Source organism: Streptomyces sp. NPDC046308, from assembly GCF_055588065.1.
The window spans coordinates 119409-134875 of sequence record NZ_JBVJFB010000008.1 but is presented as its reverse complement, the minus strand read 5'-3'; the positions used below and the strand labels follow the sequence as shown (position 1 = coordinate 134875).

Annotated in this window: 16 protein-coding genes and 1 pseudogene; 12 read left to right on the top strand and 5 right to left on the bottom strand. The window is 72.1% G+C overall.

Features of this window, described 5'->3' with window-relative positions; translation table 11 throughout:
• Positions 1-5: 5 nt before the first annotated feature.
• Genes ACZ6JT_RS28700 through ACZ6JT_RS28690 form a run of 3 tightly spaced genes read left to right on the top strand, consistent with a single transcriptional unit; the run spans position 6 to position 3276 of the window.
• The gene (locus ACZ6JT_RS28700; protein WP_365477219.1) at positions 6-1340 is read left to right on the top strand and encodes an LLM class flavin-dependent oxidoreductase; all 1335 of its coding nucleotides are present in this window, start codon (positions 6-8) and stop codon (positions 1338-1340) included.
• Positions 1337-2926, top strand: coding sequence for an FAD-dependent oxidoreductase (locus tag ACZ6JT_RS28695; RefSeq protein ID WP_469214097.1), 1590 nt, complete (start codon positions 1337-1339; stop codon positions 2924-2926). The genes ACZ6JT_RS28700 and ACZ6JT_RS28695 overlap by 4 nt, the downstream gene beginning before the upstream one ends.
• Positions 2923-3276: a 4Fe-4S binding protein gene (locus ACZ6JT_RS28690; protein WP_469214096.1), complete on the top strand. Its 354-nt coding sequence runs from the start codon at positions 2923-2925 to the stop codon at positions 3274-3276. Before ACZ6JT_RS28695 ends, ACZ6JT_RS28690 begins: the two co-directional genes overlap by 4 nt.
• A 96-nt stretch (positions 3277-3372) precedes the next feature.
• On the opposite strand, the gene ACZ6JT_RS28685 is transcribed toward ACZ6JT_RS28690, so the two are convergent.
• Positions 3373-4293, bottom strand: a complete 921-nt coding sequence (locus ACZ6JT_RS28685) for an NADP-dependent oxidoreductase (protein ID WP_469214094.1) — start codon at positions 4291-4293, stop codon at positions 3373-3375.
• Between the two features lie 37 nt (positions 4294-4330).
• A complete protein-coding gene (locus ACZ6JT_RS28680) occupies positions 4331-5038 on the bottom strand; it encodes a DUF2470 domain-containing protein (RefSeq protein WP_469214092.1) in 708 nt (235 codons plus the stop codon).
• Positions 5039-5196: 158 nt separating this feature from the next.
• Between ACZ6JT_RS28680 and ACZ6JT_RS28675 the strand changes: the two genes are divergently transcribed.
• The 4 genes from ACZ6JT_RS28675 to ACZ6JT_RS28660 all read left to right on the top strand — a co-directional run bounded on the left by ACZ6JT_RS28675 (position 5197) and on the right by ACZ6JT_RS28660 (position 8217).
• Positions 5197-5592 carry a cell division protein SepF gene (locus ACZ6JT_RS28675; protein ID WP_030721444.1) on the top strand — a complete coding sequence of 132 codons (396 nt, stop codon included), beginning with the start codon at positions 5197-5199 and terminating at the stop codon, positions 5590-5592.
• A 436-nt stretch (positions 5593-6028) separates the two neighbouring features.
• Positions 6029-7210, top strand: coding sequence for an AAA family ATPase (locus ACZ6JT_RS28670; RefSeq protein WP_469214439.1), 1182 nt, complete (start codon positions 6029-6031; stop codon positions 7208-7210).
• On the top strand, positions 7207-7608 hold the full coding sequence (locus ACZ6JT_RS28665; RefSeq protein WP_469214090.1) for a nucleotide pyrophosphohydrolase: 402 nt from the start codon (positions 7207-7209) through the stop codon (positions 7606-7608). The genes ACZ6JT_RS28670 and ACZ6JT_RS28665 overlap by 4 nt, the downstream gene beginning before the upstream one ends.
• A gap of 123 nt (positions 7609-7731) precedes the next feature.
• On the top strand, positions 7732-8217 hold the full coding sequence (locus ACZ6JT_RS28660) for a DUF6099 family protein (RefSeq protein ID WP_469214088.1): 486 nt from the start codon (positions 7732-7734) through the stop codon (positions 8215-8217).
• A gap of 65 nt (positions 8218-8282) precedes the next feature.
• On the opposite strand, the gene ACZ6JT_RS28655 is transcribed toward ACZ6JT_RS28660, so the two are convergent.
• Positions 8283-8522: a hypothetical protein gene (locus ACZ6JT_RS28655; protein WP_469214437.1), complete on the bottom strand. Its 240-nt coding sequence runs from the start codon at positions 8520-8522 to the stop codon at positions 8283-8285.
• A gap of 217 nt (positions 8523-8739) precedes the next feature.
• On the opposite strand from ACZ6JT_RS28655, the gene ACZ6JT_RS28650 reads away from it, so the two are divergent.
• The 3 genes from ACZ6JT_RS28650 to ACZ6JT_RS28640 all read left to right on the top strand — a co-directional run bounded on the left by ACZ6JT_RS28650 (position 8740) and on the right by ACZ6JT_RS28640 (position 11996).
• A complete protein-coding gene (locus tag ACZ6JT_RS28650) occupies positions 8740-9666 on the top strand; it encodes an LLM class F420-dependent oxidoreductase (protein WP_469214086.1) in 927 nt (308 codons plus the stop codon).
• Between the two features lie 10 nt (positions 9667-9676).
• Complete coding sequence (mmuM, locus tag ACZ6JT_RS28645) at positions 9677-10609, top strand: homocysteine S-methyltransferase (RefSeq protein ID WP_469214084.1); 933 nt, start codon at positions 9677-9679, stop codon at positions 10607-10609.
• Between the two features lie 376 nt (positions 10610-10985).
• Entirely contained in the window at positions 10986-11996 is a 1011-nt protein-coding gene (locus ACZ6JT_RS28640; RefSeq protein ID WP_469214083.1) for a quinone oxidoreductase family protein, read from the top strand.
• A 266-nt stretch (positions 11997-12262) separates the two neighbouring features.
• Here the strand turns inward: ACZ6JT_RS28640 and ACZ6JT_RS28635 are convergent, their stop codons facing one another.
• Positions 12263-12820 carry an SMI1/KNR4 family protein gene (locus tag ACZ6JT_RS28635; RefSeq protein ID WP_469214081.1) on the bottom strand — a complete coding sequence of 186 codons (558 nt, stop codon included), beginning with the start codon at positions 12818-12820 and terminating at the stop codon, positions 12263-12265.
• Positions 12821-12858: 38 nt separating this feature from the next.
• On the bottom strand, positions 12859-13461 hold the full coding sequence (locus ACZ6JT_RS28630) for a hypothetical protein (RefSeq protein WP_469214079.1): 603 nt from the start codon (positions 13459-13461) through the stop codon (positions 12859-12861).
• A gap of 67 nt (positions 13462-13528) precedes the next feature.
• On the opposite strand from ACZ6JT_RS28630, the pseudogene ACZ6JT_RS28625 reads away from it, so the two are divergent.
• A pseudogene (locus ACZ6JT_RS28625) lies at positions 13529-14295 on the top strand (transposase).
• A 700-nt stretch (positions 14296-14995) separates the two neighbouring features.
• Entirely contained in the window at positions 14996-15373 is a 378-nt protein-coding gene (locus ACZ6JT_RS28620) for a hypothetical protein (protein ID WP_469214077.1), read from the top strand.
• Positions 15374-15467: the final 94 nt, after the last annotated feature.

Sequence of the window (15467 nt, the reverse complement as noted above, 5' to 3'; positions counted from 1 at the left end):
CAGTCATGACCACCACCCCCCGGACCCTCCACCTCAACGCCTTCCTCATGAACGCCGGGCACCACGACGCCGCCTGGCGCCACCCCGACAGCACCCCCGAACGCGTCACCGACCTGCGGTACTTCCAGGAACTGGCCCGCACCGCCGAGCGCGGACGGCTCGACTCCATCTTCTTCGCCGACGGGCTCGCCCTCTGGGGCAAGGCCCGCTACAACGCCCTCGGCGGCTTCGAGCCCCTCACCCTGCTGTCCGCCATCGCGGCCGTCACCGAGCACATCGGGCTGATCGCGACCGTCTCCACCACCTTCAACGAGCCCTTCAACACCGCCCGGAAGTTCGCCTCCCTCGACCACATCAGCGGTGGCCGCGCCGGCTGGAACATCGTCACCTCCGGCACCGTCGACGAGGCCCGCAACTTCAACCGCGACGAGCACCTGGCCCACAACCTCCGCTACGACCGCGCCCGCGAGTTCCTCGACGTCGCCACCAAGCTCTGGGACAGCTGGGAGGACGACGCGATCGTCCTCGACAAGGAAGCCGGCATCTACGCCGACACCGACAAGCTCCACCCCGCCGCCCACCGGGGCGAGTACTTCGGTGTCGCCGGACCGCTCAACGTCCCGCGCTCGCCCCAGGGCCACCCGCTCCTCGTGCAGGCCGGCTCCTCCGAGGACGGCAAGGAGTTCGCCGCCCAGTACGCCGAGGCCGTCTTCACCGCGCAGCAGACCCTCGCCGACGGCCAGACCTTCTACAAGGACCTCAAGTCCCGCCTCGCCAAGTACGGCCGCACCGAGGGCGACCTGCTCGTGCTGCCCGGCATCGCCCCGGTCATCGGCTCCACGGAGGCCGAGGCGAAGGCCCTGGAGCAGCAGCTCACCGACCTCCAGGTGCCGGAGTACGGCCTCGCCCAGCTCTCCGGCATGCTCAACGTGGACCTGACCGGCCTGCCCCTCGACGGCCCGCTGCCCGACCTGCCCGAGGAGCGGGACGTCAACGGCAACAAGAGCCGCTTCACCCTCGTCGCCGAGCTCGCCCGCCGTGACGGCCTCACCCTGCGCGAGCTGATCGCCCGCCTCGGCGCCGGCCGCGGCCACCGCACCTTCGCGGGCACCCCCGAGCAGATCGCCGACCAGCTGGAGGAGTGGTTCACGCAGGGCGCCGCCGACGGCTTCAACATCATGGCGCCCGTCCTGCCCACGGGCCTGACCGACTTCGTCGACCACGTCGTGCCGATCCTGCAGCGGCGCGGCCTCTTCCGCACCGAGTACACCGGCCGCACCCTCCGCGAGAACTACGGCCTGGCCCGGCCGGCCAACCGCCACACCAGGGGGAGCGCATGACCGATCACGTGACCGACGTCCTCGTCGTCGGCGGCGGACCGGCCGCGACCTGGGCCGCCCTCAAGGCGGCCCGGGCCGGGGCCCGGGTCGTCCTCGCGGACAAGGGCTACTGCGGGACGAGCGGCGCCACGGCCGCCGGCGGCACCGGCGTCTGGTACGTGCCGCCCGAGCCGGCCGCCCGCGAGGCGGCCATGGCCTCCCGCGAGGGCCTCGGGGGCTACCTGGCCGACCGGCGCTGGATGGCCCGCGTACTCGACGAGACGTACGACCGGATGAACGAGCTGGCCACCGAGGGCCGCTACCCCTTCCCCACCGGGCCCGACGGCCGGCCGCTCCGCAACGGCCTCCAAGGACCCGAGTACATGCGGCGGATGCGCATCCGGATCCGCCGCGCGGGGGTCGAGATCCTCGACCACAGCCCGGTCACCGAACTGCTCACCGACGCGGACGGCGCCGTCGCGGGCGCCGCCGGGTACCGCCGCCAGGCCCGGGAGCACTACCGGGTCCGGGCCGGCGCCGTGGTCCTCGCCACCGGCGGCTGCGCCTTCCTCAGCGGGGCGCTCGGCACCAACACGAACACCGGCGACGGCGCGCTCTTCGCCGCCGAGGCCGGGGCGGAGCTCTCCGGCATGGAGTTCTCCAACGCCTACGGCATCGCCCCCGAGGGCACCTCGGTCACCAAGACCGCCTTCTACTCCTTCGCCACCTTCTACCAGGAGGACGGCAGCGTGCTGGAGGGCGCGGCCAGCCAGGGCGGCCGCTCGGCGATCGCCCGCGAACTCCTCACGGGCGCCCGCGTGTACGCGCGCCTCGACCGCGCCGACGAGAAGGCACGGGCCGCCATGCGCCTGGCCCAGCCCAACTTCTTCCTCACCTTCGACCGCCTCGGCATCGATCCCTTCACCGATCGGTTCGCCGTGACCCTGCTCGCCGAGGGCACGGTCCGCGGCACCGGCGGCATCCGGATCACCGGCGACGACTGCGCCACCGGCGTCCCCGGCCTGTACGCCGCCGGGGACGCGGCCACCCGCGAGGAGATCTGCGGCGGCTTCACCGGAGGCGGCAGCCACAACGCCGCCTGGGCCGTCTCCTCCGGCAGCTGGGCCGGCCGGGGCGCCGCCGCGCACGCCCTGTCCCTCGGAACGGGACGGGCCGCCGACCGGCCGGTCACCGGCGCCGGCGGAGCGGGGCTGCGCCCGACGGGACACCGGGCCGAGCCGGGCGGGCACCGCGCGGCCGTGGAACTCGTACAGGCGCAGGTGCTCCCGTACGACAAGAACTACCTGCGCCGCGGTGACGTCCTGGCCGCCTCGCTGCGCACCCTCGACGCGGCCTGGTCGCAGCTGCGGGCCACGCTCCACGGCGAGGGCGCGGAACTGGTCCGGGCCCGGCAGGCAGCCGCGATGACGGCGCACGCGCGGTGGATGTACGCGGCCGCGCTCGCCCGGCCCGAGACCCGGGGGATGGCCAAACGGCTGGACCATCCGCGGCAGGACCCGGCACTGCACCACCGGATCCTGGTGGGCGGCCTGGACCGGGTGTGGACCCGGCCCGCGGCCCCGGCGGGCACGGGGGTGGCGGCGTGATCGAACTGGTCTCGCGCGAACGGTGCATCACCTGTGACAAGTGCATCGAGGTATGCCCGACGGACGTCTTCGAGCGAGGGCCCGAGGGGATCCCGCTGCTCGCCCGGCAGGAGGACTGCCAGACCTGCTTCCTGTGCGAGGCCAACTGCCCGGTGGACGCGCTGTTCGTCTCGCCGCTGACCCGCCCGGCGGGGGACGACCCGGCCGTACGGGACGAGGCGGCCCTGGCCGACCGCGGTCTGCTCGGCAGCTACCGGCGCGAGATCGGCTGGGGCGAGGGCCGCACGCCCGGGTCGCTCAGGGCGATCGGGCCACCGCTGGGAGGGGACCTGCGGCCGATCACGTCCTGAGGTCCGGGGGAAGGGGAGGGCAGGGGGCCGGGCGGACCGACCCCGACGGTCGGGGCGGTCCCTGCGGGACCGCCCCCGCCCGTGCCGGTCCTCGCCTCAGACCGTCAGGACGATCTTGCCGCGCGTGCGGCCCGAGGCGCTCAGCTCCCAGGCCCTGGCCGCCTCGGCCAGCGGCAGCGCGTGCGCCACGTTGACGGTGAGGCCGCCCGCGTCGGCCAGCTCCGCGAGGAACGTCAGGTCGGCCGTGTCGGCACGCACCCACAACTGGTGGGCGCCCTTGGCGGCGGCCTGGCGGTCGGTGATGGAGACGACCCGGCCGCGCTCCTTGACCAGGGACTGCAGGGTCTCCACGACGTCGTCCCCGTAGAAGTCCAGGGCCGCGTCGACGCCTTCGGGCGCCAGCTCGCGGATCCGGTCCGCCAGGCCCTCCCCGTACAGCACCGGTTCGGCGCCGAGCCCGCGCAGGTAGTCGTGGTTGTGCGCGCCGGCCGTGCCGATGACCCTCAGGCCGAGCGCGACGGCGATCTGCACGCCGAAGGAGCCCGTGCCGCCCGCCGCGGAGTGGATGACCACGGTCTCGCCGGCCTTGACGCCCACCCGGGTGAGCGACTGGTAGGCCGTGAGGCCGGCCAGCGGGACGCCCGCGGCCTGCTCGAAGCTCAGCGTGCGGGGCTTGCGGGCGAGGGTGCGGACGGGGGCGCTGACCAGTTCGGCGTAGGTGCCGAGCTCCACCCACTCCTTGCGGACGTAGCCGTACACCTCGTCGCCCACGGCGTAGTCGAAGGTGTCCGGGCCGACCGCCTCGACGACTCCGGCGACGTCCCAACCGGGTATGACGGGGTGGCGGACCTCGAGGATCGGGTCGAGGTATCCGGCGGCGAGCTTCCAGTCCACCGGATTGACCCCGGCGGCCTTGACGCGGACGAGCACCTCGCCCGGTCCGACCTTCGGCTCCGGTGCGTCAACGAGCTCGAGGCGTTCGGCAGTTCCGTATGCGCTGTACGTGATGGCCTTCATGATCGTTGCGAACAGGGCCCCGCCGGACCCTATTCCCTCACGCGGGCAGGGTGTTGCGGTGCGAGCTCCGGCGGGCGGCCGCGAAGAGCGCCTGGATCTGCGTACCGGACTGCTCGACGCCGTCGAGGGGGGAGGGGAAGGGCAGCGTCACGTCCCGGTGGCCGCGCCTGTCCTCCAGCCGCAGGGTGATCCCGTACCGGTCCATGGCGACCGGGAGTGCGCGCACGACGGCGGAGGCGGGCTGCGGCCGGACCAGGCGCAGCAGCAGGGTGACGAGGTCGTGGTGGTCGTCGAGGAGGTGCGTGAGCATGCCCGCCTCGTACGGGGCGAGCGGGTCGGGGCGGGCCGCCTCCAGCTCCTCGAGGCCGACGTACGCGAGTCCGTGCCCGGTTTCCAGGACGGCCTGGCCGAACTCCACGCAGGTGGACTCGGCGGACTCGTCCGAGTACGGGGTGAGCAGGCGGCCCAGCACGGTGACGCGGGCGCGCACCCGGTCGCGTACGGGGGTGGGGGCCACGTCGGTGAACTCCAGCCGGATCGTGGGCCGGTACTCGTCGTCGCCGCCCGGTTCGGCGGGGTGCAGGTGCAGCCTCCCCATCGGGTCGCCTCCGTCGAGATGGCGGACCTCGGTGCGCCGTTCGTCGGTGATCAGCGTCATGGAGTGGGCGGCGGCCAGGATCGAGCGGATCCGCTCGGCGTCGGTGGGCCGGGCGGCCGGGGTGGCGGGGGCACCGGACATGCGCATGCGGATCTCTCCATCGTCCAAGTCGACTTAGGTTTGCCTAACCTAACTCATTGGGCGTCCCCAGGGTAGCGGGCGTGGTTCGTGTCGCTGTTGGGCTGAACGGGTGAAACGCGAGAGGATGGGGGGATGCACAAGAAGCGCGCGGCCGAGGCGGCCCGGTGAGCAGGTACGACGTCACCGACGAACAGTGGGAGGGGCTCGCGCAGGTGGTCCCCCTGCGCAGTCGCAACGAATGGCCCTCCCGGGTGGACCACCGCACGATTCCCAAGGCGCCCGGAGCGTCGGTGGCGGAGCAGCGGCGCTTCGTGGTGATCAGAGTTCAGATCTTCGCGGACGCGCGGGAGGTGGCGGAGTACCTCATCGCGCAGATCCCGGTGCTGCTCGACCTCACCGGCGCGGACAGCGAAGTGGCCAAGCGCATCCTGGACTTCAGCAGCGGCGTGGTCTTCGGTCTGGGCAGCGGGATGCACCGGGTGGACCGGAACGTCTTCCTGCTGGCGCCGGTGGGGACCGAGGTCGAGGGGATCGCGGCCGCGGCCGTCCCCCGATCGTAGGAAGGTCCGCGCGAGGGAACGGTTCGCCGGGACCATGGGGGGTCCGGCGGCCCGTACCGTCCCGCGCATGGACGCCATCCTGGAAGCGGCGGTGGGCCCCGCCCCCGCCGCAATCGCCCCCGACGCCGAACCCGACGCCGCGTTAGCCGAGGGCGCTCCGGCCCACGGCGCGTCGCCCGACGGAGTGTCGGCCGACGCAGTCCCGGCCGACGGAGTGTCGGCCGGCACCCCCACCGTTCCGGCACAGGCCGGGCCGGCTCCCGCCGCCCGTGCTGCCCGTGCCGCCCGCGCCGCCCGTGCGCGGGCCGGTGCCGCCCCGCCGGCGGCCGAGGGTCGGGACCGGTCCGCCGCTCTCGCGGCACCGGCCGCCTCCGCGGGCGGGGGCCCCGCCTCCTGCGCGTCGGCCGGGCCGGCCTGGCCGGCCGACGGCCCGGCCGTGGCGCCGCAGGCCGGGCCCGCCGGCTCCGGACCCCCCGCCGGGCCCGCGCAGCGCCATCCGCGGCCCGTGGTCACCGAACTGCGGCTCTCCGCCTTCGGGCCGCACCGGTCGGCGGCCTTCCCGCTCGGCCCCGTCACCCTCTTCGCCGGACCGAGCGGCACCGGCAAGTCCCAGGCCCTGGCCGCCTACGAGGCCCTGGCGGGGCTCGGTTCCGGCGTCACCCTGGAGGAGGCCTTCCCGGACCCACGCTCCCGCATCCCCGACCTGGCCGTACCCGACGCCCAGCGGCGGCGCGGATTCCGCCTCGGCTGCACGGTCGACGGACCGGCCGGCCCGGTCCGGCTCGACCTCGCCGTCCAGGCCGAGCCCTCGCTGCGGATCGTCGGCGAACGGCTCTCCCAGGACGGGCAGATCCTCCTCGCCACCGCCCTGCGCGACCCCGGCCGGCGCTCCGTCCAGGCCGCCTGGCTGACCGGCGGCGCCATCGGCGTCACCCGGGCCCCGCTGCCCGACGACCGGCTCGGCACGGCGCTGCTCCCGCTGCGCGTCGCAGGTTCCACGGCCGGCCAGCGACAGGTCCTGGCCGCCGCCGAGCAGGTCGTGGTCGCCCTGCGCTCGGTCTTCCCCTGTGACCCCCGCCCGGACCGGATGCGCGCCGCCGTCCCGCCCGGCGAGGGCCGGCTGCTCGGCGACTGCGCCAACCTGGCCGACGTACTGCGCCGGACCCGTCACGAATGCGGCACGCGCCACGCGCTGCTGGCCGGGGCGGCCCGCACCGGCTGCGCCGGGCCCGTCGCCGGCCTCGACGTACGGGCCCCCGCGGTCGGCGGAGCCGTCACGGCCGTACTGGACCGCGGCCCCACCCGGCCCGCCACGGAACTGGCCCGCCTCGGCGCGGGCGAACTGCGCTTCCTCGCCCTGGCACTGGTCCTGCTGACCGGCCCGGGAGTGCTGGCCATGGATCCGGCCGCCGAACTGCTCTCCGCGCAACAGGCCCTGACCGTGCTGGCCGACGGCTTCGACCGCGGCCTGGACCGGCGCCAGAGCGCCGAGCTGCTGCGCCTGGCCCTGCTGTCCGGGGCGCGCGGCCACATCCGGCTGGTGGCGGCGGTGGGGGAGGACACCGCGGCGGCCGCCCGCCGCCTCCCGGGCGTCGCGATGGTAGACCTGACGGCATGAACGAGAACCAGGAGCCGCGGCCCGGCGAACGGCCCGACGAACGGCCCGACGAACGGCTGGACCGACTGCAGCGCCGGCTGGCGGAGTTCGCGGCCGCACGCGGCTGGGAGCCGTACCACACGCCCAAGAACCTGGCCGTGGCGCTGAGCGTGGAGGCGGCCGAACTGGTCGAGATCTTCCAGTGGCTGACACCGGAACAGTCGGCGAAGGTCATGGAGAAGCCGGAAACCGCCCACCGCGTGGCCGATGAGGTGGCCGATGTGCTCGCGTATCTGCTGCAGTTCTGTGAGGTTCTCGGGGTGGATGTGCTGGATGCGCTCGCCGCGAAGATCGAGAGGAACGAACTCCGCTTCCCCGTGACCGGTACACCGACATCGAATCGTCACTCTTCGGAGTGATGGACTCATCCACAATCACGTTTCTGTCCACATTTTCCGAATACCCCTGGCTTTACTGGCTTGTTGCCCTCACTCTGGGTAGTGGTGAGGACGGCGGGATGTCGTGCGGACGGGGGACGGCATATGGATGCGGTACGGCTCATCGCGGCCGGCCGGCACGCGCTGGCACAGAGTGGGGCTGCGTGGGACATCGTGGGCGAGGCCTGGCAGGCCCAGGCGCTCGCGCAGGGGATAGGGAGCTGTCTGGCGGTCACCGGGCCGCCGGAGCTGAGATCGGAGGCACGGGGACTGGGGGAAGCGGGAGGCAGAGGGTGCGGGGTGCTCGACAGAGCCGCCCTGCGCGGCGAGGGCAGTGCGCCCGAGTATCCGCCGCGGGCGGCGCAGCTGAGCGGGGTCTCGGATGTCCGTCAGGCGCTGCTCGGGCTTCAGGCGCTGCTGGGCGAAGTGGGGATAGCCCTGGTCGGGGTGGCCTGCGGAACGGACGACGAGACCCTGTACTGGCAGTGCATAGAGTCGATCGACGCGGCTGACGAGTCGAGCGACCGGGTGCGGGCGATCCTGCGCCGCATGGTGGTCCGCGAGCGGGGATCCGCCTCGGGCGTGGCCTGAGCGGACGCTTCGGCGGCGCGGGTGAGGCGAGTGGGGTCCCGCCCTGCGCGGCGGGACCCGCACGGTCAGGACGACCGGTAGGACGGGCGCTCGCCCTCGGCGGTGCGGTCCGTGGAGGACTGGAGATCGGCGTCGAGCCGGGAGAGATCGGCGTTCAGCGCCGCCATCAGCTCCTCCATCTGCTGGAGCAGACCCTTCGGCGCGCCGCCGCCCTGGGCGGGTACCGCGGACTCCTGGTGTGCGTTCTCCTGTGCTGCCTGTCCGGCCGGTCCGTTCGGTCCGGTCTGTCGGGGGGTCTCCGGCACGGCCTCGTGGGACATGGCGGCCTCCTCGGCCCTGGCCCTTCCAAGGCGGAAGGGGGCGGTGGACGCACCGGCGCAAGTCCGCCGGCGCGCGGGCCGGGCGGTCCGGCTCCGTCCGAGGAAACGATCCCCATCCGGGCTGGTCACTGGCGGCGTCCCGGGTGGACCGTCCGGTTGACGCAGATTCACCCTGCGGGGGCGGGAAGGGCAGGATGGGTACATGGATCTGCGCATTTTCACCGAGCCGCAGCAGGGTGCGAGCTACGACACCCTCCTGACCGTCGCCAAGGCCACCGAGGATCTGGGCTTCGACGCCTTCTTCCGCTCCGACCACTACCTGAAGATGGGATCCGCCGACGGCCTGCCCGGCCCTACCGACGCCTGGATCACCCTCGCCGGCCTGGCCCGCGAAACCAAGCGGATCCGCCTGGGCACGCTGATGACGGCCGGCACCTTCCGGCTGCCCGGCGTCCTCGCCATCCAGGTGGCGCAGGTGGACCAGATGTCCGGCGGCCGCGTGGAACTGGGCCTGGGCGCGGGCTGGTTCGAGGAGGAGCACAAGGCCTACGGCATCCCCTTCCCCGCGGACCGGATGTCCCGGCTGGAGGAACAGCTGGCCATCGTCACCGGCATGTGGGCCACCGAGACCGGGACCACCTTCGACTTCGCGGGCCGCCACTACCAGGTGGAGAACTCGCCCGCGCTCCCCAAGCCCGCCCAGGCCAAGGTCCCCGTCCTCATCGGCGGCCACGGCGCCAAGCGCACCCCCCGGCTCGCCGCGCGCTACGCGTCCGAGTTCAACATGCCGTTCGCGTCGGTCGCCGACAGCGAGCGGCAGTTCGGCCGCGTCCGGGAGGCCGCCGAGGAGGCCGGCCGCAAGCCCGAGGACCTGGTCTACTCCAACGCCCTCGTCGTCTGCGTCGGCAAGGACGACGCGGAGGTGGCCCGCCGGGCCGCGGCCATCGGCCGGGACGTGGACGAGCTCAAGGCCAACGGCCTGGCCGGCTCCCCGGCCGAGGTCGTCGAGAAGATCGGCGCCTACGGGGCCGCCGGCGCCTCCCGCGTCTACCTCCAGCTGCTCGACCTCGACGACCTGGACCACCTGGAGCTGATCTCCGCCCAGGTGCTCTCCCAGCTCGGCCGGTAGGAGCCACCCCGTGCCCCGCGCGTCCGGCCCGCTCGCCGAAGCCCTCCGTCACAGGACCGTGCTCCTGGACGGCGGTCTGAGCAACCAGCTCGCCGACCAGGGCTGCGACCTCTCCGGCGGCCTCTGGACGGGCCGGGTGCTCGCCGAGCGGCCGGACCAGGTGGAGGCCGCCCACACGGCGTACGCGCGGGCCGGCGCCGAGGTGCTGATCACCGCCGGCTACCAGGTCGGCTACGAGGCCTTCGCCGCCCACGGGTACGACCGCGCCGCGACCACCGCCCTGCTGCACCGCAGCGTCGCCCTCGCCGCCCGCGCGGCCGAGACCGCCGACCACGAGGTGTGGGTGGCCGCCTCGGTGGGCCCGTACGGGGCGGTGCGCGCGGACGGCTCCGAGTACCGCGGCCGGTACGGCCTGAGCGTGCGCGAACTCACCGCCTTCCACCGCCCCCGCATCGAGGCCCTGCTCGACGCCGGCCCCGACGTCCTCGCCGTGGAGACCCTCCCGGACCCGGACGAGGCCGAGGCCGTGCTCACCGTCCTCGCGGAGACAGGCGCCGCCGCCTGGCTCGCCTACACCGTGGCCGACGGCCGCACCCGCTCCGGCGCGCCGCTCCGCGAGGCCTTCGCCCTCGCCGCGGCCGCCCCGGAGATCATCGCGATCGGCGTCAACTGCTGCGACCCGGCCGAGGTCCTGCCCGCCCTCGAAGCGGCCGCCGCCACCACCCGCAAGCCGCTCCTGGCCTACCCCAACGACGGCTCCGTCTGGGACGCCGCCACCCGCACCTGGCACACCCCCGAGACCCCGGCCCCCTGGCCCACCGGCGCCTGGCAGCGCGCCGGCGCCCGGCTCGTCGGCGGCTGCTGCCGCATCGGCCCCGCCGGGATCGCCGCCCTGGCCACCGCCGTCCACCCCCGGAAAACGAGAGGCGCTCAGGGACGGTGACCAGCAACAATCCGGACCGACATGGGCTTCCTGCCGCGCCCGGGTTGAGCTGCAGCAGGCCAGGGAGGATCCCGCCCTCGTGCCGCCCGGCACCGCGTAGGCGCTCGAGTTCCAGCGCGGCGGGAACTTCGCCGCCGGCCTGCCCGGCCGCGTCCTCCTCACCCCCCATGCCGCCGGCTCGCCCGGGCAGCCGACCGCTACACCGGCACCCGACGCGAAGGCCCCCACCGCGCCCGCGCCTTGCTCCACCTCACCACCGTGCGCGTGAACGGCCGCCACCGCGAACAGCACCGCACCACGGCGGGCTGGTCTGCTTGCCGGGAATCGGATCGCCATCCACGGGGTTGGTGGCGGATGAGCCGATATCGGAGGGGTCATGCGAGCGATTCAGGTGTACGAAGTGGGCGGTCCCGAGGTGCTGCAGGAGGCCGAGGTGGACCCGCCGCGGCCGGGTCCGGGCGAGGCGGTCGTGGAGGTCGCCGCATCCGGGGTCAACTTCCTCGACGTCTACCACCGCGAGGGCCGGTACAGCCTCCCGCTGCCCTTCACCCCGGGCGCCGAGGGCGCCGGCACGGTCGTCGAGGTGGGACCCGGCGTCGTTGACGTCGCAGTCGGGGACCGGGTCGGTTGGGTGGAGACTCCCGGCACGTATGCCGAGCGGGCCGTCGTGGACTCCTCCCGGCTGGTGCCGCTGCCCGAGGACATCGGCTTCGAGACAGCCGCCGCCGTGCTCCTCCAAGGCATGACCGCGCACTATCTCGTCAAGGACGCCTACCCGGTTCAGGGGGGCGACACGGTGCTCGTACACGCGGCTGCTGGTGGCATGGGGCTGCTTTTGACCCAGCTCATCACCCATCTCGGCGGCAGGGTGATCGGCACGACGTCGACCACGGCGAAGGCCGAGCTGGCGAAGCGTGCCGGGGCCGCCGAGGTGATCCTCTCCTCCGCGGTCGACGATCTCGCAGCCGAGGTGAGGCGGCTCAACGGCGGTCAGGGACTGCCGGTTGTCTTCGACGGCGTCGGCGCGCACACCTTCGATGCGAGCCTCGCCAGCCTGCGAACCCGCGGCCATCTCGTGCTCTTCGGCGCGGCAAGTGGTGCCGTGCCGCCGTTTGACCCGATTCGGCTCGCCCACGGCGGTTCGCTGACCCTGATCCGGCCCAGCCTCGGGGACTTCATCGCCGATCGGTCCGAACTGCTGCGACGGGCCGCCGATGTGTTCGAGTGGGTGCGCTCCAAGGCGCTTGAGGTCACCGTAACGGGCCGCTACGCCTTGTCCGAGGCCGCCCAGGCCCACAGCGATCTGGAGGCTCGACGTACCACCGGCAAGCTGCTCCTCGTACCCGATGCGGCCGCTATGGGACGCCGCGAGGAGACGCAGCACTGATCGCGTGTGACGAGGTCGGGGATCTCCGGTAAGTGGAGACTTCATCCGGCGGCAGGTGAAAGAGTTCCGACATGGACGGAGGCGTGTTCCAGATCCTCTATGTCAGCCAGGCATAATCAAGGGTCCATGAAGAGGTACGCAGCCGACTTCATGTACAAGTATTGCGTTCTCGACGGTGACGAGTACTGGCTCGAAGTAGCTAAGCCACAACAATTTGGAGCTGCCGTGGAGCTTATGAGGTGGATATCTCATGGGCTCCACGTTCTTCAATTCCAGGCAAGCCGGCCGTTCTGCACAGAACCTGTAGCGCCCTCCGCGTTGGAGGAAATCCGCGCCATTTCATCGGCAGTGGCACCGAAAAGCGAACTCAGCGAATCGTAGAGATCGAATCGCGGCGCATCTGCATCTTCAAATGACCCGATTCGCCCCGTGCGTACATCGACGAAGTACCCGTACAGGGCGTCACTGTCCGATGCGATCGGAACCCAATTTTCCTGCCAGAATGGAGCGTCATCCGGATCGGACGGATCGTCACGCTCGATCTCCATCTTCAATAGATAAATTCGTTCCATTCTCGAAAGACTCAGCAAGTCGCCCAAGCCTGACAAAACTCCCTCCATCACGTCTCCGCGGCCGACATCCTTCCCTGACACCAGAAGCCAGGCTCGCAACTCGTCGGGAAAAGTTACACCCATCCGCCGCTGCGCTGCATCGATCGCTGCTGGCTCGGCCGGATCGAATAGAGCTGATGCGGCCACCGGGGCATTCACATTCAGCCAGTTGACCACACGCTGCCACGCCTGCGCTACGCTTTCGTTAGCCATTCGCTCCCCTATCTGATCACCTAAGGGCTGTCCCGTAACTACTGATCGGGCCGGGCGCCTCGCACGTGTGCGATCACATCTGGTTCGCCCAGGCCGGCACGGTTGATCCGGCCTCGGCCTCGGATCACGCCGTCAGCGGCCAGTCTCTTCCTCAGTGCGTCGGGTGCCAGGGGTGTCTCGAAGCCCTCGCTGAGGCCTCGCCCCGTGTCTGCGTACTCGTAGCGGACCGCGTACATCCTTCCCTCGTGATGCCATTCGCAGCGAACCAGCGGTCGCGCGAGGACTGCTTCGAACCACTCTGCCGCTCTGTTCGCCAGCTCCGTGGGGCTGCCTGCGGCTTCGAGGGTGAACTCGCTCGCGGTCTGCTGGAGAGTGAAGTCCTGGTTGTGGAGTTCGCCGCCACGGATGACGGAGCCGTCGAAGTGGGCGCCCACGGTCAGAACTCCCCGATTGCGTTGCGGGTCACCGATGTCCAGATAGACGATCAGCTGGCTGTCGGAGGTATGTGCCGAGGGCAGAACGACAGTGTCGAGGGGGTCCATCAGCCAGGATCCCGCGCGTTCGGCCAGAACGTCCACGAACGTGCGCTGCGCGCCGTCCAGCTCGTTCTCGTCATACTCGAACCAGGGGATCTCATCCATGAGCGCACTCTACGGGCGGCACAGAGGCTGTCCAGGGGCTGCCGGTCGCAGGTGAGATGATCTTGGTGTGGCTGGTGTGATCACGGCGTCGGAGACCTCCTGGATAGCCCCGTTCACCGGGCTGAGCCCGCGAGCCTTCGGGAAGCTGGTGAACGTGCTGCGGCGCGAGGGTGCGGCCTCGATCCGTAAGGGCCGACCTTGGAGCCTTCCGTTGGAGGACCGGGCGCTGCTGGTCGCGGCGTACTGGCGCACCAACTTGACGATGCGACAGCTCGCCCCGCTCTTCGGGGTCTCGAAGTCGGCCGCGGACCGCATCATCGACCACCTCGGGCCGATGCTTGCGCTCCAGCCCCGCAAGCGATTCGCCCAGGACACCGTGTTCATCGTGGACGGCACGCTCGTGCCCACCCGCGATCACACCGTCGCCGCGCAGTCGAAGAACTACAGGTACTCCACCAATCACCAGGTCGTCGTTGACGCCGACACCCGCCTGGTCGTCGTGGTAGGCCAGCCCCTGCCCGGGAACCGCAGCGACTGCAGGGCGTGGGAGAGTCCGGTGCCAAAGCCGCTGTCGGCAGGACTATGACGATCGCCGACGGCGGTTATCCCGGCACCAGGCTCGTCATGCCCCATCGACGCCGCAAGGGCGAAGACCTGCCCGACTGGAAAGAGGCGGACAACAAGTCCCACAAGCAGGTCCGCGCCCGCGTCGAGCACGTCTTCGCCCGCATGAAGACCTGGAAGATTCTCCGCGACTGCCGTCTCAGAGGCGACGGAGTGCACCACGCGATGCTCGGCATCGCCCGCATGCACAACCTCGCCCTCGCCGGATAGACGAGCGGCCCGCGCCACGGCCACCACGCCCGAGCCGACTCGGAGATCATTTACGGGACAACCCTTAGACTCAGAGGTTGAGCCTATATTCCTGCCCGTCGCCCCGCAGTGGCGGTACCTCCAGTGCAAACGCTTGTCTCTTCGGCGGAGCAAAACAACCGGCTCGACAGAACGTGGTCGCGGACGATCAGGACCGGCCTCTCGACCCGGCCCTTGCCCCGCGGACGTAGGCGGCCAGCGCCTCGATGCCGAAGTCGTGGCAGCCGGCCAAGCCGACCGCTACCACATGCAGGGACCGCCTCACCAGGGGCAACGTAGCGGCGGACGACGGTTGGTCCGATCGTAGATGATCGTCATCGACGCCCCACCGGAGCGCTATGGAGGTACGAAGTCGGCATGGCCGGTCCGCCACGCCCCGGCCGCCGGTCGCTGAGCACGCACCACTCACCCGCGGTCGTACGGGGGGCCAGCCGAGGTACGCGCCAAGCGGGTACCGCCTTGCCCAAGGTCGTCAGGGCGACGTGGGCATGTCCGGGTTTTCGCTCTTTGGGCGGCGAACCGGCTGGGTTCGCGCAGTCGTTGAAGTTCTTCGGCTTCCGAAGAACTGCCGAGGAACACGGAACGGACCGGGGCGCCCCGTACGTTGACCTGGTCGGGCGCGCCGTGCGCACCGCCGCGCACCGAAGGGATGGGGGGACGCGTGCCGCAACAGAGCCGCTCCGCGCGCCTGGCCGCGTCCGCGCTGACCCTCGTCGTCACCGTCCTCGCGCTGTTCGTCCCGGTGGCCGGGTCGCACGGGGTGCCCCTGCCCGCCGACAGGCCGCTCGCCCACCACACGGTGGCGGGGCACGCCGAACAAGGGGCAGGACCGGACGACCTCCCGGCGCGGCAGGTCGCGCTCACGCACCGACCTGACGCCCACATCCCGGGCCCGCCGCCTGCGGGCCCAGCGCGTACGGCCGTTGACACGGCCCCGCACCGCGCCCTGGGCGGGCCCGACACGGGCCCCGCCACCGCACTCGCGCCGCCGCGCAGGCCGGCCGAGACCGCCGCCCCGCGCGGCCCGCCCCACCGATGAGCACGCAGACCGTCATCGACGCCTGACCCCTTCTGACCCGGCGCACACCGCGCGGGGCCGGTCACGCGTCCCTCCGTCCTGCCCTCATCGTGGA